Genomic DNA, 19,130 nt, shown 5'->3' with positions numbered 1-19,130 from the left:
GACCGGTGTCGGAGACGAGTGCCGACGGCTGCCCCACCCCGGGCGGCGCGACGACGATGAGCGAGAGCGTCGTCGCCGGCATCGCCGCGCTGGCGGCCCGCACGGTGACCGGCGTCCTCTCCCCCGAGGACCACCCCACCGGCGAGCGCCACGGTCCACCGCGCGCCGTCGTCCACCTCGGACCGACCGACGCCGTCGTCGACGTCAGCCTCGTCGCGTCCCACGGCGTGGACCTCGCACAGCTCGCGACCCAGGTGCGACGCACCGTCGCCACCTCCGTGCGGGAGATGACGGACCTGCGGGTGACGGCGGTGAACGTCACCGTCGTCGACGTCCGCTGAGTCCGGCAGCGGCCCGGTCACAGGGTGCGGGTAGTCACCAGGCGCTCGGCGAGCACGTGCAGCTTGACGTTCTCGTCCTGGCTCAAGCGGGCCAGGAGGGCGAAGGCCTGCTGGGGCCCCATCTGGTAGCGCTCCATCAGCATGCCCTTGGCCTGGCCGATGACGTCCCGGCTGACCAGGGCCTGCTTGATCTGGTCCAGTTCCTGCGCGGCGGCCAGCGCCGACGCGGCGTGCGCGGCGAACACCGACCCGAGCTCGGGCGCCTCCTCGTCGAAGGCGTCGGGACGGGTCGCGAGGAGGTTCAGGCCACCGAGGGTGTTCTCCTCGTGCACGAACAGCTGGAAGCACAGGACGCTGCGGATACCGAGCGTGTCCGGCGCGGTCTTGGACAACCGCGGCCACCGGCTCTCGGCCGTCAGGTCGGGACCGTGGACGACGGGTTCGCTGAACATCGCCTCCAGGCAGGGCCCCTCGCCGAGTTCCTCCTGCAGGCTGTCGAAGTCGCGCGCGACCTGGCTGCTGGCGGAGGCGGAGAACACCCCGCGTCGGCCCGTGACGAGGCTGATCGAGCCGTGCTCGGCCCCGGGCACGAGCGAGACCGCGGCCTCCACGACGGCGTCCATCACCTCCTGCGGGCTCGACCTGCGCTGCAGGGAACGGGCCAGGTCGGCGAGGTCGGCCGAGCGCTGCGGGTCCGTCACGGTCACTCCTCCGATCTGCTCGGCAACGAGCGGGGCTGGGTCGCAGCGATCCTAGGGCGGTCCCGACCCGGGGGTCTTGACGAGTCCCACGTTGTGAGTGTTCACTCACACACATGGCCGTCCGATCCACCGCCGAGGCGCAACGCGCGCTCGTCGTCGCGAGCGCGACCCGGGTCTTCGCCCGGGCGGGCTACCACGCGACCCCGGTGACGGCCGTCGCCGCGGACGCCGGCATCTCCCCGGCGTACGTCTTCCGGCTCTTCAACGGCAAGCTCGGCCTGTTCCTGGCCGCCGTGGAGCACTGCTACGCCCGCGTCGTCGACGCCCTCACGGCCGGGGCCCAGGAAGCGACCGACCGCTCCCCGCAGGGTCTGCTCGACGCGATGGGCCTGGCCTACGCCCACCTCATCGCCGACCGCGACCTGCTGATGCTGCAGGTGCACGCCCAGTCGGCCAGCGACGTGCCCGAGGTGCGGGACTGCCTGCGCCGCGGACTGGCCTCGGTCGTGGGCACGGTCGGGGGCCTGTCGGGCGCCGGTCCGGAGTTCGTCCAGCGGTTCATGGCGTGGGGGCAGCTGTGCCACCTCGTCGTCATGGCCGACCTCGACGAGGTGCCCGGGTCCTGGGCTCGCACGCTCACGCACGGCATCCGCCACTTCTGACCCGCTCCCCCGCAGCCGCTTCCGCACGCCCGCAGTTGTGACTGTCCGATCACTCACCAGGAGTTCCCGTGACCACCACCCGTGTCGTCCTCCCCGGCGTCGTCGAGCCCGAGGGCCTGCGCGTCGAACGCACCGACGTGCCCGTCCCCGGTCCCGGCCAGGCCCTCGTCGCGGTCGAGGCCAGCGGCGTCTCGTTCGCCGAGCAGCAGATGCGCCGGGGCCGCTACTACGACCAGCCGCGGTTCCCCTTCGTCCCCGGCTACGACCTCGTCGGCACCGTCCACGCCGTGGGGCCCGCCACCTCCTCCGCACCGGTCGGCACCGGGTCGCGGCGCTCCTCGGCACGGGCGGGTGGACGACGCACGCCGTCGTCGACGTCGACGCCCTCGTGCCCGTGCCGGCGGGCCTGGACCCGGCGGCGGCCTCGACGCTCGTCGTCAACGGCCTGACGGCCTGGCGCATGCTGCACCGCGCCGCCCGCGTGCGGGCCGGGCAGACGGTCCTCGTGCACGGGGTGAACGGTGGTGTCGGCACGGTCCTGGCCGAACTCGCCGCGATCGCCGGTGCCCGCGTCCTGGGGACCGCCGCGCCCCGCCACCGCGACGCCCTGCGCTCGCTCGGCGTCGAACCCGTGGACTACGCCCTCGACGGGCTGGAGGACCGGGTGCGGGCGCTGGCCCCCGACGGCGTCGACGCCGTCTTCGACCACGTCGGCGGCGACGTGCTGACGGTGTCGCACCGCCTGCTGCGCCGCGGCGGCACGCTCGTCTCCTACGGCAGCGCGGACACCCGCGACGCCCACGGGAACGCCACCTGGACCATCCTGCGGCTCATGGCACGCCTGCAGGGGTGGAACCTGCGCCCGGGCGGGCACCGGGCGACGTTCTTCAACGTCTGGGCCGGCAAGCGGAACCCCGCCCGGTTCCGGGCCGGGGTGCGCGAGGACCTGGGCCAGGTGTTCGCCCTGGCCGCCGCTGGGCGCCTGCGCACGCAGGTGGCGGCGACGTTCCCGCTCGACCGCGTCACCGAGGCCGTGCGGCTGGCCGAGTCCCGGACGGTCGTCGGCAAGGTGGTCCTGGTCCCCTGACCCGACGGCCTACCCGGCGAACTCGTCGGCGGACAGCAGCCAGCGCGTGATGCGCCGCAGGCTCGCGTCGAACCGCGGGTCCGGGGTGTTGAGGTGCCCGTGCACCGTGCCCGGCTCGCACACCGACAGGACGGGCGAACCCGCCAGCACCAGGCGGCGGGCGAACTCGTCGGCCGAACCCCGCAACCCGTCGACCTCGCTCGTGAGGACGAACGTGGGCGGGAAACCCTCGAGGTCGGCCGTCCCCGGGACGGCGGGGGCCGGGGCGGTGCCCGACGGTCCCCCGAGGTACGCCTCGTACATCGCGGCGACGTCGGCCGCCGACCACCGCTCGGCCTCGGGCAACGTCTCGACGGCGGCCTGGGCGGCCGGCGACGCGACGGGCGGCACGGCGTGCAGCGTGGGGTAGGCGAGGAACACCGCGGCGGGGACGTCGCCCTCACCCGCGAGCAGGCGCAACACCGCGCCCGCGACGAGGTTCCCGCCGGCACTGGCCCCACCCAGCTGGATCCGTGCGACGGGAACCCCCGCCGTGCGGCTGAACTCCCGCCCCCACCGCCACGCCGTCAGCACGTCGTCGGAGGGGACGGGGTACGTCGTCCCCGGGCCGGCGAGCCGGTAGTCGACCGCGACGACGAGGATCCCGTTCTCCTGCAACCTCCGCGCGACGGCGTCGGACTCGGGCATGTCGAGGTCGCCGGCGACGAAACCCCCGCCGTGGGCCCAGACGAGGGCGGCCCGGGGTTCGGGGTGGAGGTCGACGTCGGGCCGGTAGACGCGGACCGGCACGCCGTCCGCGCGGTCGTCGTGGATGCCCTCGTGGATCGTCACGCGCGGAACGCTACTCCCACACCGCGGTCTCGGGGTCGACGCCCCGTGCCCGCGCGTTCTCCTCCACGACGGCCCGCAGCCACGGGGCGAGGCCGGGTTCTCGCCGGTCGTAGTGCTCGCGGAACCGGGGGTCGTCGACGTAGCTGCGGGCCAGGCACACGTGCATCGAGTACGTGCAGTCGAAGTGCTCGGCCACCGACGCACGGTGCCGCTCCGCGAGTTCCGCGGCCTGCACCGAACCCGGCGCGGTGCCGGCGCGGAACGCCGCCGCGAGGTCGGCCTCGAGGGTCTCGATCCGTTCCGCGAGCGCGGCCCAGTCCGCGGTCGACCGGTCGGCCGCGCGTTCGGCGTGCTGTCGCCACTGGGGCGAGTCCCCCCACCGCTCGCGCGCCTGCCCGGGCCAGGACGGGTCCCAGTCGGCGCCGAAGAGGGCGGCCTGCTCCTGCGCGGTGAGCGTCGTCCCGCGTTCGGTGGCGTCGATGAGCCGGTCCACCGCGTCGAGGGTGTCGCGGGTCCGGTCCAGCCGGTCGACGAGTTCCGCCCGCTGCCGGCGCAGGGCGTCCAGGCCGTCGGAGGGCGAACCCCCGTCGAGGAGTTCCGCGACCGCCGCCAACGGAACCCCGAGTTCGCGGTAGCGCACGACCCGCTGCAGGCGCGCGACCTCCTCGGGGCCGTAGGTGCGGTACCCGCCGTTCGTCCGGGCGGCCGTGACCAGGCCCAGCGACTCCCAGTGGTGCAACGTCCGCACACTGACGCCGAGGAGTTCCGCCACCCGGCCCACCGTCAGCTCCCCGTCCGGTCCCTCACCCTGCGCCTCCTCCACGGGGCAGAGCCTGTCACCGTGGCGCACCGATGCCCACCTCCTGCAGGTCGCGCGCCGCGGCGTCGTCCAGGGGCAGCGCCGCGGTGAGCACGACCCGCGCCCGTTCCGGCGTCACGACCTGCAGTTCCACGCTGTTCCAGGGCCGGCGCTCCGGTCCGCTCGTGCTGCCCGGCCGCAGGGTCTCGCAGGCTGCGGCGACCTCGGCGAGCTGACGCAGCACGCACGCCACGCTCAGGGTGCCCGGCGGCGGGGTGGCCGGGGGTTCGCCCGGGACGAGCAGGACGTCCTGGAACCGCCAGCGGCGGAGGTGGACCAGGCGACCGGGGATCGCGAACAGCTCGACGAACCCCAGCCCGCGGGTCCAGAACTCGACCGACGCGGCCAGGTCCGCGGTCGGCAGCGTGGGGAACATCGGCATCCCGTAGACCCGCTCCTCGACGGGCGGGGGTTCGGCGTCCAGGGCCGGCACGGGGACGGTGCTGTGGGACGTGTCCATGACGTAGCGCACGAGGAGCACGCTCGTGCCTGACGTCGCGTCAGGGTCAAGCCACCCGACCATCCAGTTCTCGATGTACCGTCGTTCCGTGATCGCACCGCACGCAGTCGGCCACGCAGAGGTCCTCGCCCGCTTCGGGCACGCCCTGTCCGACCCGACACGGACCCGGCTGCTGCTCGCGCTCCGCGAGGCCCCCGGGTACCCCGCGGAACTGGCCGACCTGCTCGGCGTCTCGCGCCAGTCGCTGTCGAACCACCTCGCGTGCCTGCGCGGCTGCGGTCTCGTCGTCTCGGTGCCGCAGGGCCGGCGCGTGCGCTACGAGATCGCCGACGCCCGGCTCAGCCACGCCCTCGGGGACCTCCTCGGCGTGGTGCTGGCGGTCGGTGACGACCACTGCGCGCCCGAGGAGGTGGCGCGGTGAGCCACGGCCACGGCCACGGACACGGCGGCGCGGACCTCGCGCAGAACCGCCGCCGGCTGACGGCGGCGCTCGCCGTCACCGCCACCGTCCTCGTCGCCGAGGCCGTCGGCGCGTTCGTCTCCGGCTCCCTGGCCCTGCTGGCCGACGCCGGTCACATGCTCACCGACGTCGCCGGGCTGACCATCGCGCTCATCGCGGCCAACCTCGCCGCCCGCCCGGCATCGGCGCAGCGGACGTGGGGGTACCGGCGCGCCGAGGTGCTGGCCGCCACCCTGCAGGCCGCGGCACTGCTGGCGGTCGGCGTCTTCGTGCTCGTCGAGGGCGTCCGGCGGCTGCTCGCACCGCCCGAGGTGAGTTCCGGCGCGATGCTGGTCTTCGGCGTGATCGGCCTGCTCGGCAACGTCGTCGCGCTGTGGCTCCTGCTGCGCGGCAACGCCGACGCGAACGTCAACGTCCGCGCCGCTGTCCTCGAGGTGGTGAACGACGGACTCGGGTCGATCGCCGTCCTCGTGGCGGCCGGCGTCATCGCCCTCACGGGGTGGACGCGTGCCGACGCCGTCGTCTCCCTGCTCATCGGCGTCCTCATCGTCCCGCGGACGGTGAAGCTGCTGCGGGAGACGACGTCGGTCCTGCTGGAGTCCACCCCGCCCGGCCTCGACCTGGAGGACGTCCGTCGCCACCTCCTCGAACTCCCCCACGTGCACGCCGTCCACGACCTGCACGCCAGCCAGATCACCTCGGGCCTGCCGGTCCTGTCGGCGCACGTCGTGCTCGACGACTCCTGCTTCCTGGACGGGCACGCCCCCGAGATCCTGGATTCCCTGCAGGCGTGCGTGGCCGAGCACTTCCCCGTCGCCGTGCAGCACGCGACGTTCCAGCTCGAACCCGTCGGCCACGTCGGGCACGAGAGCGGGACGCACGACTAGGTTCTTCCCGTGCCCCGTCACCTCGCCCCGTCGCAGCACTGCCAGGTCCTGCTCGGGGGTCCGGACATCGCGGTTCCCCGGGTCCTGTTCGAGACGTCGGACCTCCTGCTCGAGGCGCCGAACTGGTCGCTCGACGGCACGTCCCTGCTGCTGAACGGCGACGGCCACCTGTGGCGCCTCGCCGTCCACGCACCCGAGGCCGGCGTGCACCGCGTGGAGTTCGTGGGACTGCCCCCGCTCAACAACGACCACGTCCTGCACCCGGACGGCCGGCACGTCCTCATGACGGCGGACGACGGCCACGTGTACCGCGGGGACCTCTCCGGCGGGCCCGTCGAGCGGATCACCGTCGAGGACGGGAACTGGCACTTCCTGCACGGCGTCTCCCCCGACGGCTCGCGGATCGCCTACGTCGAGATCAGCACGTTCGACGAACCCGGGCACCTCGTCGTCCAGCCCGTCGGCGGCGCACCCCGGCGTCTCGACGCGGGCACCGGGCACCTCGACGGACCGGAGTGGAGCCCGGACGGCCGCTGGATCCTGCTCAACACCGAGGCGTTCAGCTCCGTCCCCGGGCACGCCCAGCTGGCCCGCGTCCCCGACGGTGGGGGTCCGCTGGAACGACTCGTCGTCAGCGACACCGTCGACTGGTTCCCGCACCTGTCCCCCGACGGGCGGCACGGCAACTACCTGTCCTTCCCGCCCGGAACCCTCGGCCACCCCGCCGACCTCGACGTCGTCGTCCACGTCGTCGCCGCCGACGACTGGACGGCGTCGGTCCAGCGGTACGCCGTCCCCGGCGGGCAGGGGACGACCAACGTCAACGGCTGGGCGCCGGACGGGTCGCAGTTCGCGTTCATCGCCTACCCGACGGCCTGAGCGGGCCCCTGCGAGCCACGACGGGAGTGCTGCGCGGGACGCGAACGTGCCACACCGCGCAAGTGGTGCGTTGCGACCCGTCCGCGACGCGTGAGCGGGTCGGGACGTACCGCTCCAGCGGGCAGGCCTGGTGAGGAGGGACGACGAGGTCTAGCGTCGTCCTGTGACACTGGTTGCCGTGGGCATCGGGATCGTGGTCGTCGGGCTGTGCGTGCTGGCCTGGCGCTGGGACGTGGACGTCCGGCTGTACCGGGCGGCGCAGGGGCGGACCGGGGAACGGGCGGCCGTGGCCCGCGAGCTCAGCCGACAGATCGACAACGGGCGCGCCGGCGGTCAGGGGTTCATCCCCTGACCGCCGGCGCGACGCCGAGCGGGCGAGCGCACCGTCCACCTACACGATCAGCGCCCCCGCCAGCTCCCGGAACTGCCGGCGCGGGAACTCCCCGTCCCCACCGAGGACCTGCAGGGCCACCTCGTCGGCGCCCGCGTCGACGTGCCGGCGGACCCCGGCGACGACGTCGTCCAGCGACCCCCAGGCGACGAGTTCGTCGACGAGGCGGTCGCTGCCCCCGTGCAGGAGGTCGTCGTCGCCCCAGCCGTAGCGGCGGAGGTTGTTCGTGTAGTTCGGCAGGGCGAGGTAGACCGCCAGGTGCTCGCGCGCGGTCGCACGAGCCGTGACGGGGTCCTCGTCGAGGACGACGGCGGCTTCGGGCGCCAGCCACGAGCCCGCGCCGAGCGCCTCGCGGGCGGCGACGGTGTGCTCGACCGTCACGAAGTAGGGGTGCGCCCCCGCGGTCCGGTCGCGGGCCAGCTCGAGCATCTTCGGGCCCAGCGCGGCGAGGACGAGACGGTCCTCCGGGACCCGGTCGCCGAGGGCGTCGAGGTACTCGACCGTGCGGGTGTACGGCTTGTCGTACCGCTGCCCCCCACCTTCGACGGCCGGGGCGTGCGAGTTGCCCAGGCCCAGCAGGAAGCGGCCGGGGTGCTCGGCCTCGAAGCGCGCGAACGCCTCGGCGGAGTCGTCGGGCGTGGCCGTCCAGATGCTGACGATGCCGCTGGCGACGCCGAGCGTCCGCGTCGCGCCCAGCAGCTCACCGAAAGCGGGCAGGATCCCGGGGTCGAAACCGCCGGAGAACCACAGGCGGTGGTAGCCCAGCTCCTCGACCTCCGCGGCCACCTCCCGGGCCTCGGCGAGCTTCGACGGGTCCTGCCACGGGCCGCCGCCCCACAGACTGATGACGCTCATGCCGTCGCCAACCGTGGCCACGCCACCCGTGTTCCGGGGGGTGGGCACCGCCTGAACGGGCGAATGAGTTCACCACCGGTCGCGTCGAAGCACAGACGGCGGGGGTCTCCCCGTGTGCGGGACCACGAGGAACGGGGGGTTCATGGCCAGGCGCGACGTCACGCTGCTCGGTCTGCTCGCCGTCCTCGGCCTCGTCGTGGCGGTCCCCGCCCTCAGCGGTGGGGCGGGAGAGGTGGTCGCCGCCGTCGTCGACGGCGGTGCACTCGCGCTGGCCGTCGCGGGCGTCCGTCGCCACCGTCCGGTGCTGCCGCAGGCGTGGGTGGCCGTCCTGGTCCTGCTCGCCGTCGGCTTCGCCACGGCGGTGGGCGCCCTGGTCACGGGACCGGACACGCGCTGGAGCGTCGGCGCGGTGCAGGTCGTCGCGCTGTCCCTGGTGCCGTTCGTCGTCCGCACGCTGCGGCACACGGGGGTCCCGCTGCGCCGGACGTGGCCCGACCTGGCGCTGACGGCGTTCGCGGGAGCCCTGGTGGTGGCGCAGGTGCTCGGCATGCTGCGGGAGACGGGCCTGGCCGACGACCCGGCCGTGCTCATCGGCACGGCGGCGGACATCGTGCTGGCCATCGTGCTGCTGCGGATCCTCGGAACCCGGACGGGGATGGCCCCCGGGACGACCCTCGTCCTCCTGGCCGCCGGGGTCCTGCTCGCCATCTCGGCCCTCGTCACCGCGCGCGCCGACGTCGTCAGCGACGGGCGGCACCTCCTGCACGGGGTGCAGAGCCTGGCCATGGTGCTGCTGGCCGCGGCCGCGCTGCACCCGAGCATGCGGCACTTCGGCACGCCCGTCGCGGGCGGCGCGCTGCGGGGTGACGGGCAACGCCTGCTCAGCGTGCTGCCGGTCTTCTGCACCGTGCCGCTGCTGTGGCTGCTCGGCGCCGTCCACGTCCTGCCCGACGTGGCCGTCGAGGTCGTCGCCCCCAGCGGGTACGTCCTGGCCTGCGCCGGCGTCGGCTGGGCCGCGCTGTCGGTGCGGCGGGCCGAACGCAGCGCCGAACGGGACCCGCTCACCGACCTCGTGAACCGGCGCGGGCTGCCCGGCGCCGCCGAGGACCTGCGCCGCCGTCTGCACGGCCAGGACCTGCACCTGTGCCTCGTCGACCTCGACGACTTCAAGCAGATCAACGACACCCGCGGGCACGCCGTCGGCGACGCGCTCCTCGTCGAGGTCTCCGAACGCCTGCGGAGCGCCGTCGGGCAGCACGGCGTGGTCTCCCGCACCGGCGGCGACGAGTTCATCGTCGTGCTGTGGACCCGCGACGACGAGGACGAGGGCCCCGCGGACCTGCTGCTGGAGGCCCTGGACGCCCCCTTCGAGTTCAACCGCCTGCCCTACCGGGTGAGCGCCAGCATCGGCATCGCGCCCCTGCGCGTCGGCATCGCCTTCGAGGAGGCCCTCGTCGACGCGGACGTGGCGATGTACGCGGCGAAGCAGGCCGGCAAGGGACGGGCGCTCGTGTACCGCCCCCAGCTGCGCGAGAAGGTCCTCGGGGGCCTGGCCCTGCAGCAGGAACTGCGGTCGTTGCTGCTGCAGGGCGGTCGCGCCGAGGACGTCGGCGAACTCGTCGTGGTCCACCAGCCGGTCGTGGACCTCGTGGGTGACGTCCCGCGGATCGTCGGCGTCGAGGCGCTCGTCCGCTGGGACCACCCCCGCCGCGGCCTGCTGGCCCCCGACCAGTTCCTCCAGCACGCCGAGACGGCCGGGCTGGGCGCCCGCCTCGACGAGCACGTCGCCACGCGCGCGCTGCGCGACCTGGCCCGCTGGGACGCGGCCGGTGTCGACGGGCTGCACCTCGCCGTGAACCTCGGCATCGGCAGCCTGCACCGTCAGGGCATGGGCCGCTGGATCTCCGACCTGGCCGCCCGCAACGGGATCCACCCCTCCCGCGTGCACCTGGAGATCACCGAGCACGAGGAACTCCCGGACGACCCGTGCATCGCGGCATCTCTGCGCGAGGTCGTCGCGGCGGGTTTCCACCTCGACCTCGACGACTTCGGCATCGGCTACACGTCGCTGTCGTACATGCGCCGGTTCCCGGTCTCGACGGTCAAGCTGGACCGGTCGCTGACGACCCTGGCCACCGGCGGGGACACGTCCCTGCTCGAGGGCATCGCCGCGCTGTGCCGGGCGCTGGACATGGAGATCCTCGCCGAGGGCGTGGAGCGCGCCGACCAGGTCGCCCCCCTGCGCGCCCTCGGCGTGCGCCGGGCGCAGGGCCACCTGTTCGGCGGCGCGATGGCCGCCGCCGACGTTCCGGGGTACGTCCGGCGCCTCGGTCGCGCGGCGGACGACGAACTGCTGGCGGGCTGAGCGCGAGGGCACGTGCCAGCGCTGCCACGGCCACCGGGTGAGCGACGACACACCCTCACCGGTCCCATGACCTACGACGGCCCGTCAGACTTGGGGGACCACCCCGTCACGAGGAGGACCCCATGACCTCCGGGCCGCTCGCCGCCCGCTGGTTCCGCGTCATCGCCACGTTCGAGGCGATCTCGTGGACCGCACTGCTCATCGCGATGTTCCTGAAGTGGATCGTCAAGGCTCCCCACGAGGGCGGGGTGCCGGTCGTCGGGATGATCCACGGCATCGGGTTCGTGGTCTACCTGCTGTCCACCGTGTGGGCCGCCCGGACGATGGGGTGGTCCCTGAAGACGCTCGCCGTGGGGCTGGCCGCCGGGGTACCGCCCTTCGGCACCATCGTCTTCGAGCGCTGGCTGCTGCGCCGAGGCCTGCTCACCACGCGATCGCGTCGAGGCTCGACCGCAACCGCCGCCCCCTCGCGGGGTTGACGGCCTCCACCCGCGCGACCCGGCCCTGCAGGTGGGCCCGGAAGTCCGGGTGGCCCTCCCGGTTCTGACCGTCCGGGCCGTGCTGCACGCAGTTGTGCAGCACGGCCTTGAGCCGGTCGAACTCCTCGCGCGGCACGTTGGGGCGCTCGTTGACGACGAGGCCCGTGACGAGCTGCCGCGCACCGGCCCCGCGCACCCGCGTCTTGGCGGGGTTGAGCCGGAACCCCTCGTCCTCGGCGATCCCCGCCACGGCCCGCTCCAGCCGCCGCGGGTCGATGCCGTCGATCGAGGAGAACGTCAGGTCGTCCGCGTACCGCGTGTAGGTCGCACCGGTGGCCCGCGCCCAGCCGGCCAGCCGCCGGTCCAGCCCGAGCGCGACGAGGTTCGCCAGCGCCGGTGACGTCGGCGCCCCTTGCGGGAGGTGAGCCCGGGACAGGTTGCGGCGCAACCGGTGGCGTTCGTCCGGCGAACCACCCGCGGGCATCGTCCGCAGGACGGTCAACGGCGTGACGTGCGTGACGAGCCCGGTCAGCACGTGGGCGACGGGTTCGGCGTACCCCGTCTGCCGGAACAGCCCGAACACGCGGGCGGCGGGGACGGCCGCGAAGAACCCCTCGAGGTCGAACCGGACGACGGTGCGGGCCTGCACGTGGTCCCACGCCCCCGTCAGCGCCGACCGCCCCGGCACGAACCCGTGCGCGGCGTCGTGCACCGGGAACCGGGCCAGCACCCGGTGCAGCAGCGTGCGCTGCACGGCCTTCAGCCGCGGCAGCGGTGCTTCCAGCAGCCGCGGGGCGCCGCGCTTCGCGGTCCAGCGCGACCGGTAGTGGTGCAGCGGACCCGCGGGTGCGCGGACCTGGAACCGGTGGACGTCGGCGAACCAGTCCAGGTGGGCGTCGTCCAGCTCGAGGAAGGCGGCGAGGTCGGCGACGGTGTCCAGGACCGGCACGCCCCACCGGTTGCGGCCCATGGCCGTGGCCGCCGTGGCCAGGTGCGCCACCCGCAGGGGCTCGCCGGCGCGCGAGGCCCTGGTGCGGGCCTCCTGGTACGGCGTGGACCAGGCGACGACCGCCTGCAGGGACCGGGTCTCGTCCAGCGGTGGCCGGGGGAACCGCTCGAGCACCTGCTCGGCGAGGGTCCGGACCCAGCGTACCCGCGGGCGCCCGACGGCCCGACGCCCGCGCGCAGCGAGGTCGGCCGCCGTCCAGGGGCCGTCGAGGAAGGCGGCCGCGAGCGCCGCGGCGACGGGGTCGGGCGGCTCGCCCCTGCGGTCAGCCACGGGTGCGGTGACGTCGGGCGACCTGTCCTGCTGTGCGGGATCGACCGTGCGCGCAGCGCACAAAGGATCCTGCGACGTGGTGCCGGAGGAGACGTGCTGTCCCCGGGGTGACCCCGGAGCTGCTCGAGAGAGCCCTCTCGTCCCGGCGCCACCGCACGTGATCACCCTGGCACACGGAGGGCGGTCGCGGGCGGGGATGGGCAGGATGGCGGGGTGCTCCTCGCCGACGTCGTCACCACGTCCGCCGCCGTGGCCGCCACCCGGGCGCGCACGCGCAAGGTCGCCGAGATCGCCGAGCTGCTGCGCCGGCTCGACCCCGCCGACCCCACCGGGCTCGAGCTGACGACCGTCGTGGCCAGCTACCTCGGCGGCAGCCTGCCGCAGCGCCGGACCGGTCTGGGGTGGCGGTCCATGGCCTCCGCCCCGCCACCGGCCGACGAGCCGTCGCTGGAGGTCCTCGACGTCCACGCCCGGTTCGACGCGATGGCGGCGCTCGCCGGGCCAGGGTCCCAGGGCCGGCGCTCGGCGGCCCTGTCCGACCTCCTGGGCCGCGCCACCGAGCAGGAGCAGCGGTGGCTGCGCGGTGTCGTCACCGGCGAACTGCGCCAGGGTGCCCTCGACGCGCTCGTGCAGGACGCGGCCGCCGCCGTCGCGGGCGTCCCCGCCGCGGACGTGCGGCGCGCGGCGATGCTCGCGGGCTCGACCGTCGCGGCGGTCGTGGCGGCGCTGCACGGCGGGGCGCAGGAGCTGGCGGGGTTCGGGCTGCAGGTCGGCCGCGCCCTGCTGCCGATGCTCGCCTCGAGCGCGACGACGGTCGCCGAGGCGCTCGCGGGTCTGGGTGGTGGCCCGGTGGCCGTCGACACCAAGCTCGACGGGATCCGCGTGCAGGTGCACCGCCGCGACGGCGAGGTGATCATCGCGACCCGCACGCTGGAGGACATCACGGCCCGGCTGCCCGAGGTCGTCGCGGTCGTCGCGGCGCTGCCGGGCGGGGACGTCGTCCTGGACGGCGAGGCGCTGGCCCTCGACGAGGCCGGCCGGCCAAGGGCGTTCCAGGAGACCGCTTCGCGCACCGCGCAGGCGAGCGGGACGGTCGTGACCCCGTTCTTCTTCGACGTCCTGCACGCCGGCGGCCGTGACCTGCTCGACGTGCCGCTGCGCGAACGCCTCGACGTCCTGGACGCGCTCGTGCCGGAACCGAACCGCGTCGCCCGTCTCGTCACGGCCGACGCCGACGCGGCGACGGAGTTCGCCGCGCAGGCGGTCGCGTCCGGTCACGAGGGCGTCGTGGTCAAGGACCTCGCGTCGCCCTACGCGGCCGGCCGGCGCGGCGGCGCCTGGGTGAAGGTCAAACCGGTCCACACGCTCGACCTCGTCGTGCTGGCCGTCGAACGCGGCTCGGGCCGTCGCTCGGGGTGGCTGTCGAACATCCACCTCGGTGCCCGCGACCCGGAGTCGGGCGGTTTCGTCATGCTGGGCAAGACGTTCAAGGGCATGACGGACGAGGTGCTGGCGTGGCAGACGCAGCGCTTCCGGGAACTGCAGGTGGAGCCGTCCGACGAGGACGGGTACGTCGTCCGCGTCCGCCCCGAGCAGGTCGTGGAGATCGCGTTCGACGGGTTGCAGCGGTCCACCCGCTACCCGGGCGGACTCGCGCTGCGGTTCGCCCGCGTCGTGCGCTACCGCGACGACAAGACCGCCGCGGACGCCGACACCATCGAGACCGTCAGAGGTATCGCGTCGGGTCGAAGTCGGCCAGCGGGATGATCCGCACGCGCGGCAGGACGACGTTGAACGCGCGGACGTCGTCCTCGAGGTCGAACACCTTCAGACCGCGCTCGGCGAGACCGGCGTACTGGGAGTTCATGAACTCGCGGAACCCGACCATGCCGACCAGCCGGTCGCCCGTCAGGAGCCGGTCGACCTGCGGCAGGAAGTCGACGTCGTGGGAGCCCAGCAGGACGTCGCCCTCGCGGTCGACGAGGGCGTCCAGCGTGCGCTGGATGCCGATGTCGACGACCTTCTCCCCCGGCCCGCCGGCCAGCGGGATCGGCTGGTAGCCCAGGGCCAGCAGCGCCTGCACGAACGACATCGGCAGGTGCCCGCTGGAGGCGTTGAGGAAGAACAACCCCTTGGCGGGCTGCTGGAACGTCGTGCGGGCGAAGTTGAGCAGGCGCTCCCAGCGCGGGCGCTGCTCGGGCCCGGGACGACCCTCGAGGATCGAGGCCCCCAGCGTCGCGTCGATGTTCTCGCCGTCGACGACGACGTACGTCGTCCGCTGCCCGTCAGTCACCACACGGGGAGGTTATTCCATCCCGGACACCTCAAGCCGACCCCCCGCGAGGTCGATGGTCCCCGTGTGACCGCACGCCCTCCCGCAGTCCGTCCCGTCGACCTGTCGTCGGCCCCCCTGCAGCAGACGCTCACCGCGCTGATCGCCGAGCGCGAGGCCTTCGTCGTCGTGGACGCGACGAGCGGTGTCCTCCTGCACGCGTGCCCCCGGGCCGTCGAGCTGCTCGGCTCGACGGTGGAGGGCCTCACCGGCCGCACGCTGACGGACGTGCTGTCCGTGCCGCACGGCGTCGACGTCGCCGAACTGCTCGGCGACCGCAGCCAGGGCCTGGAGGCCCTCGTGGCGGGCACCCCCGACGAGCGCTGGGTCCGCTGCACCTCCCGGCGGATCGACGGGACCGCCGCGACGCTGGTGCTGCTGGCCGACGTCACCCTCGCCCGCGCCGAGCTGTGGGACCTGCGCAGCAAGTCCCGCGCCGTCGAGCGCTCCCAGGCCGTGGTCGAGCTGTCGCCCGACGGGATCGTGCTCCGCGCCAACGACCTCGCCCTGGACCTCCTCGGGTACGAGGCGGACGACGTCGTGGGGCAGCACCACCGCATGTTCTGCGACGCCACCTACGCCGCCAGCCCCGACTACGTCGCGTTCTGGCGCCGCCTGCGCGCCGGCAGCACGGAGGCCGGCGAGTTCACGCGGTACGGCGCCAGCGGCCAGGAGATCCGCATCCGCGCGACTTACAACCCCGTCTTCGGGGCGGACGGCAAGGTCGTCAGGGTGATCAAGTACGCCTACGACGTCACCGGCGCCGCCCGCCGCGCCGTCGAGCTGGAGGGCCGCGTCGCCGCGATCGACCGGTCCCAGGCCGTCATCGAGTTCGGCCTGGACGGGACGGTGCTGGCGGCGAACGAGAACTTCCTGGCTCTGCTCGGGTACAGCGAGGCCGAGGTCGTCGGTCAGCACCACCGCCTGTTCGTCGACCCCGTGGACGCGGTGTCGGCGGAGTACCAGCGGTTCTGGGAGAAGCTGGGACGCGGGCACTTCGACGAGGGCACCTACCGCCGGATCACCAAGTCCGGTGAGGACGTGTTCATCCAGGCCACCTACAACCCGATCCTCGACCCCGAGGGGCGGCCGCTGAAGGTCGTCAAGTACGCCGTCGACGTCACGCGGAACACTGTGGAGAACGCCGAGTTCGCCAGCCGCGTGCAGGCCGTCGACCGGGCCCAGGCCGTCATCGAGTTCGACCTCGAGGGCAACGTCCTGACGGCCAACGAGAACTTCCTGCGGACGATGGGGTACTCCCTCAAGGAGCTCCAGGGCCAGCACCACAGCCTGTTCTGCTCCGCCGAGTACCGGGTGTCCGCGGAGTACCGCGACTTCTGGCTGCGCCTGCGCAAGGGCGACTTCATCGCGGGACGGTTCCACCGGGTCGGCAAGTTCGACCGCGACGTGTGGATCCAGGCGACGTACAACCCCGTCTTCGACCTGCGCGGCCGGCCGTTCAAGGTCATCAAGTACGCCTACGACGTGACGGCGCAGGCCCAGCTCGAGCAGCTCATCACCGCCAAGAGCGGGCAGATGAGCGAGACGGTGGCCGAGCTCTCGCACTCGATCGACGCCATCGCCTCGAACGCCGTCCAGGCCCGCGACCTCGCGGCCCGCACCCACGGCGACGCGCAGACGGGGTTCGAGGCGCTCAAGAGCTCGATGGCCGCGATCGAGCTGATCCGGCGCTCGTCGGGTTCCATCGCCGAGATCGTCCGCGTCATCACCGAGATCGCCGCCCAGACGAACCTGCTGGCGTTCAACGCCTCCATCGAGGCGGCGCGGGCCGGCGAGCACGGGGTCGGGTTCTCCGTGGTCGCGGGCGAGGTCCGCAAGCTCGCCGAGCGCTCCTCGACGGCGGCCGGTCAGATCGCCGAGCTCATCGCCGAGTCGGAGTCCCGCGTCAACGAGGGTGCCGAGGTCTCCCGCGCGGCCCAGGAGGCGTTCGAGAACATCGTCTCCAGCGTCGCGCAGACCTCGGAGTCCATCTCGACGATCGCCGGGGCGACGCGGCTGCAGCAGGACACCTCGGCCGTGGTGCGCGCGCTCATCGCCGAACTGGCCGACCGGACCAGCGCCGAGTCGTGAGCCTGCGGTGAAGGTCGGACTCCTGCGCGTGCAGGGGGCGCTCGTCGCCCTGCCCGTCGACGTCCTGCGCGAGGTCGTCCCCCTGCCCGAGCGCTTCGACGCCCTGCCGACGGCGGCGCCGGGGCTGGTCGGGGCGGTGCTGCTGCGCGACACCGTCCTGCCCGTCCTGGACCTCGCCGCGCTCAGCGGGACGACGGACGGCACCGCACCTCCCACGGCGGCGATGGGCGTCGTCGTCCTCGTGCACGACGGCCGCGCCCTCGGGGTGCTCGTCGACAGCGTCCACGACGTCGTCACCCTCGACCCGGCGGCGCTGCAACCGGTGGCCGCCGGGGAGCGGCGCCTGTTCACGGCGGCGTTCGTCCGGCCGGGCACGGGAGAGGTCGGCAGCCTGCTCGACCCGGCCGCCGTCTTCGGGGTCCCCGGGGTGCTCGCGATGACCAGCGCCCCCGACGCCGCCGAGGGCCAACCCCCTGCGGGCACCGGCACGGGCACCGGGCTCGACCCCGCCCACCTCGTGGTGCGCTGCACCTCGGCCGGGGGCGCGGGGGACGTGCTGCTCGCGATCGACGTCGCTGACGTCCAGACGACGCTGCCCTCGTTGTCCCCCCGGCCCTCGCAGCTGTCGTCGGCGTGGTGCCTGGGCGTCACCGACCACGGCGACGTCCGGCTGCCCGTCGTCGACCCGCTGGCGCTGCTCGGGTTGCCTCCGGCCGACCGGTCGACGTCGTGGCAGGCCCTGCTCGTCCGCTCCGAGCGGGGACTCCTCGCGCTCGTCTTCGCCGAGGCACTCGACATCGTGCGGGTGGCGCCGTCGGCGCGCTCGGCGGCACCGCCCTCGCGGGGGCTGGCGGCCGGCGTCGTCCGGGACGTGGCCCGCCTGCCCCAGGGCCCGGCGTTCGTCGTCGACGTGGCCGCCCTGCTCGCCGACGCCGAGGTCAGCGCGCTGACCTCCCTGAACACCGGGCCGGGGGCTGCTGCGCCCGCCGGCGAGGTCACCGGCGAGGTCACGGCCGCCCTCCACCACGACCCCGTCGTGCTCTTCCGGGCCCGCGGCACGGTGACGGCCCCGCTGGACCAGGTGGACGGGGTGGTGCCGTTCCCCGCCGCCCCCGTGCCGTGGATCGGTGGGAGCTCCGACCTCGGCGCCCTCGTCACCGACGCCGACGTGGTGCCCCTGCTGGACCTGTCCGAACTGCTGGGTCGTGGACGGCTCGCCGACCCCACCGCGGGCGTCGTCCTCCTGGTGCGTCCCCCGGCGGACGACCCGGACGGTCCTCCGCGCCGGGTCGGTCTCGTCGTGGAGGAGTTGTCCGACATCGAGCGTCCGGTGTGGCGCGAGGCCCTCGACGAGGCGGCGGCCGAGGAACGGGCGCCCCTCGTGCGGACGGGCTCGGCGACGGGTCCGCTGCTCGCCTGCGTGGACCTGCACGCCCTGGCCGAACCCTTCGTCCGGGTGGGCAGCGCCGCGACGTCCCCCTCCCGGGGGCCGGAGTTGTGGCACGCTGTCACACGTGACTGAGCAGTCGGTGGAAGCCCCCGCCGCCCCCCGTCGTGGACGCCCGCCCGCCTCCTCCCGCGAGGAGATCGAGACCGTCGCCATCGAACTCTTCCTGCGGAAGGGGTTCGAGGAGACGACGCTGGCGGAGATCACCGCCGCGGCCGGCGTCAGCAAGACGAGCTTCTTCCGCTACTTCCCGTCGAAGGGCTCCATCATCTGGTGGCGCTTCGACGAGTTCACCGGCGGTCTCGGCGACGCTCTGGACGCGTCCGCGGACTCCTCCGACGGCACGATGGACCTCGTGCGCGGCAGCGTCGTGACTGCGCTGCAACGGGTCCTGGACGACGAGGGTCTGTGGATGCAGCGCGTCCGCGTCCTGTTCGAGTCGACGGAGCTGCGCTCGGGCGAGTCCGAGCAGTGGGCGGCGTGGCGGGACCAGATCGCCTCGTTCGTGGCCCGGAGACACGGTTTCTCCGCGAGCGACGTGGCGCCGCAGAGCATCGCGGGCGCCGTCCACGGCGGCTACGTCGCGATGCTGCGGCGCTGGCTCGACGTCGAGGAGGTCGGTCGTGACGCGCTGACGCAGCTGGACGAGGAACTTCGGCCGTTGTGCCGGGTGCTGCAGAGCTGGCTCGACGGCTCCTGCGCCTGAGCGACCGCTGAGGGTTTC

19 protein-coding genes and 1 pseudogene are annotated in these 19,130 nt (G+C 74.1%); 13 read left to right on the top strand and 7 right to left on the bottom strand.

Features of this window, described 5'->3' with window-relative positions:
• Positions 1–5: 5 nt before the first annotated feature.
• On the top strand, positions 6–341 hold the full coding sequence (locus AB1207_RS10145) for an Asp23/Gls24 family envelope stress response protein (protein WP_367638030.1): 336 nt from the start codon (positions 6–8) through the stop codon (positions 339–341).
• 17 nt (positions 342–358) lie between these two features.
• On the opposite strand, the gene AB1207_RS10140 is transcribed toward AB1207_RS10145, so the two are convergent.
• Positions 359–1,042 (bottom strand): GAF and ANTAR domain-containing protein, encoded by a 684-nt coding sequence (locus AB1207_RS10140; protein WP_367638029.1) that lies wholly within the window; start codon positions 1,040–1,042, stop codon positions 359–361.
• A 113-nt stretch (positions 1,043–1,155) separates the two neighbouring features.
• Here AB1207_RS10140 and AB1207_RS10135 point away from each other — a divergent pair, with 113 nt between their 5' ends.
• Together AB1207_RS10135 and AB1207_RS10130 are read left to right on the top strand one after the other, a co-directional pair.
• Positions 1,156–1,704, top strand: a complete 549-nt coding sequence (locus tag AB1207_RS10135) for a TetR/AcrR family transcriptional regulator (RefSeq protein ID WP_367638027.1) — start codon at positions 1,156–1,158, stop codon at positions 1,702–1,704.
• Between the two features lie 68 nt (positions 1,705–1,772).
• Positions 1,773–2,791, top strand: a pseudogene (locus AB1207_RS10130) (medium chain dehydrogenase/reductase family protein).
• A 9-nt stretch (positions 2,792–2,800) separates the two neighbouring features.
• On the opposite strand, the gene AB1207_RS10125 reads toward AB1207_RS10130, so the two are convergent.
• Genes AB1207_RS10125 through AB1207_RS10115 form a run of 3 tightly spaced genes read right to left on the bottom strand, consistent with a single transcriptional unit; the run spans position 2,801 to position 4,941 of the window.
• Positions 2,801–3,622 (bottom strand): alpha/beta hydrolase fold domain-containing protein, encoded by an 822-nt coding sequence (locus AB1207_RS10125; RefSeq protein ID WP_367638025.1) that lies wholly within the window; start codon positions 3,620–3,622, stop codon positions 2,801–2,803.
• Between the two features lie 10 nt (positions 3,623–3,632).
• On the bottom strand, positions 3,633–4,445 hold the full coding sequence (locus AB1207_RS10120; RefSeq protein WP_367638023.1) for a MerR family transcriptional regulator: 813 nt from the start codon (positions 4,443–4,445) through the stop codon (positions 3,633–3,635).
• A gap of 13 nt (positions 4,446–4,458) precedes the next feature.
• A complete protein-coding gene (locus AB1207_RS10115; protein WP_367638248.1) occupies positions 4,459–4,941 on the bottom strand; it encodes a VOC family protein in 483 nt (160 codons plus the stop codon).
• A 73-nt stretch (positions 4,942–5,014) separates the two neighbouring features.
• Here AB1207_RS10115 and AB1207_RS10110 point away from each other — a divergent pair, with 73 nt between their 5' ends.
• From AB1207_RS10110 to AB1207_RS10095, 4 genes are all read left to right on the top strand, one after another.
• Positions 5,015–5,362, top strand: coding sequence for an ArsR/SmtB family transcription factor (locus tag AB1207_RS10110; protein ID WP_437178905.1), 348 nt, complete (start codon positions 5,015–5,017; stop codon positions 5,360–5,362).
• Positions 5,359–6,288 (top strand): cation diffusion facilitator family transporter, encoded by a 930-nt coding sequence (locus tag AB1207_RS10105; RefSeq protein WP_367638022.1) that lies wholly within the window; start codon positions 5,359–5,361, stop codon positions 6,286–6,288. Before AB1207_RS10110 ends, AB1207_RS10105 begins: the two co-directional genes overlap by 4 nt.
• A gap of 9 nt (positions 6,289–6,297) precedes the next feature.
• A complete protein-coding gene (locus AB1207_RS10100; RefSeq protein WP_367638021.1) occupies positions 6,298–7,167 on the top strand; it encodes a TolB family protein in 870 nt (289 codons plus the stop codon).
• A gap of 163 nt (positions 7,168–7,330) precedes the next feature.
• Positions 7,331–7,519, top strand: a complete 189-nt coding sequence (locus AB1207_RS10095; RefSeq protein ID WP_367638020.1) for a hypothetical protein — start codon at positions 7,331–7,333, stop codon at positions 7,517–7,519.
• Positions 7,520–7,558: 39 nt separating this feature from the next.
• Here the strand turns inward: AB1207_RS10095 and AB1207_RS10090 are convergent, their stop codons facing one another.
• The gene (locus tag AB1207_RS10090; protein WP_367638019.1) at positions 7,559–8,413 is read right to left on the bottom strand and encodes an LLM class F420-dependent oxidoreductase; all 855 of its coding nucleotides are present in this window, start codon (positions 8,411–8,413) and stop codon (positions 7,559–7,561) included.
• A gap of 142 nt (positions 8,414–8,555) precedes the next feature.
• Between AB1207_RS10090 and AB1207_RS10085 the strand changes: the two genes are divergently transcribed.
• Complete coding sequence (locus tag AB1207_RS10085) at positions 8,556–10,778, top strand: putative bifunctional diguanylate cyclase/phosphodiesterase (protein WP_367638017.1); 2,223 nt, start codon at positions 8,556–8,558, stop codon at positions 10,776–10,778.
• A 122-nt stretch (positions 10,779–10,900) separates the two neighbouring features.
• A complete protein-coding gene (locus AB1207_RS10080) occupies positions 10,901–11,257 on the top strand; it encodes a DUF3817 domain-containing protein (protein WP_367638015.1) in 357 nt (118 codons plus the stop codon).
• On the opposite strand, the gene AB1207_RS10075 is transcribed toward AB1207_RS10080, so the two are convergent.
• Positions 11,202–12,536, bottom strand: coding sequence for a reverse transcriptase family protein (locus tag AB1207_RS10075; protein WP_367638013.1), 1,335 nt, complete (start codon positions 12,534–12,536; stop codon positions 11,202–11,204). The genes AB1207_RS10080 and AB1207_RS10075 overlap by 56 nt on opposite strands.
• Before the next feature lie 213 nt (positions 12,537–12,749).
• On the opposite strand from AB1207_RS10075, the gene AB1207_RS10070 reads away from it, so the two are divergent.
• Positions 12,750–14,303, top strand: a complete 1,554-nt coding sequence (locus tag AB1207_RS10070; protein WP_367638012.1) for an ATP-dependent DNA ligase — start codon at positions 12,750–12,752, stop codon at positions 14,301–14,303.
• Here the strand turns inward: AB1207_RS10070 and AB1207_RS10065 are convergent.
• Positions 14,263–14,832: a nuclease gene (locus tag AB1207_RS10065; RefSeq protein WP_367638011.1), complete on the bottom strand. Its 570-nt coding sequence runs from the start codon at positions 14,830–14,832 to the stop codon at positions 14,263–14,265. The two genes, AB1207_RS10070 and AB1207_RS10065, sit on opposite strands and share 41 nt — an antisense overlap.
• A 63-nt stretch (positions 14,833–14,895) precedes the next feature.
• Here AB1207_RS10065 and AB1207_RS10060 point away from each other — a divergent pair, with 63 nt between their 5' ends.
• From AB1207_RS10060 to AB1207_RS10050, 3 genes are read left to right on the top strand one after another with little or no spacing between them, the layout of a single operon-like run.
• A complete protein-coding gene (locus AB1207_RS10060) occupies positions 14,896–16,959 on the top strand; it encodes a PAS domain S-box protein (protein WP_367638010.1) in 2,064 nt (687 codons plus the stop codon).
• Positions 16,960–16,966: 7 nt separating this feature from the next.
• Complete coding sequence (locus AB1207_RS10055) at positions 16,967–18,481, top strand: chemotaxis protein CheW (RefSeq protein ID WP_367638009.1); 1,515 nt, start codon at positions 16,967–16,969, stop codon at positions 18,479–18,481.
• On the top strand, positions 18,474–19,112 hold the full coding sequence (locus AB1207_RS10050) for an acyl-CoA-like ligand-binding transcription factor (protein WP_367638007.1): 639 nt from the start codon (positions 18,474–18,476) through the stop codon (positions 19,110–19,112). Before AB1207_RS10055 ends, AB1207_RS10050 begins: the two co-directional genes overlap by 8 nt.
• The last annotated feature ends 18 nt before the right edge of the window (positions 19,113–19,130 follow it).

The sequence above is a fragment of the Kineococcus endophyticus genome (assembly GCF_040796495.1).
Classification (GTDB): domain Bacteria; phylum Actinomycetota; class Actinomycetes; order Actinomycetales; family Kineococcaceae; genus Kineococcus; species Kineococcus endophyticus.
Note: the sequence above shows the minus strand (reverse complement) of the source record. Positions and strands in the feature narration are given on the sequence as shown.

Excerpts from the sequence above, each read along its gene's own strand:
- AB1207_RS10135 (WP_367638027.1), top strand. The coding sequence starts at position 1,156 with ATGGCCGTCCGATCCACCGCCGAGGCGCAACGCGCGCTCGTCGTCGCG.
- AB1207_RS10115 (WP_367638248.1), bottom strand. The coding sequence starts at position 4,941 with ATGGACACGTCCCACAGCACCGTCCCCGTGCCGGCCCTGGACGCCGAA.
- AB1207_RS10110 (WP_437178905.1), top strand. The coding sequence starts at position 5,015 with ATGTACCGTCGTTCCGTGATCGCACCGCACGCAGTCGGCCACGCAGAG.
- AB1207_RS10090 (WP_367638019.1), bottom strand. The coding sequence starts at position 8,413 with ATGAGCGTCATCAGTCTGTGGGGCGGCGGCCCGTGGCAGGACCCGTCG.
- AB1207_RS10085 (WP_367638017.1), top strand. The coding sequence starts at position 8,556 with ATGGCCAGGCGCGACGTCACGCTGCTCGGTCTGCTCGCCGTCCTCGGC.
- AB1207_RS10080 (WP_367638015.1), top strand. The coding sequence starts at position 10,901 with ATGACCTCCGGGCCGCTCGCCGCCCGCTGGTTCCGCGTCATCGCCACG.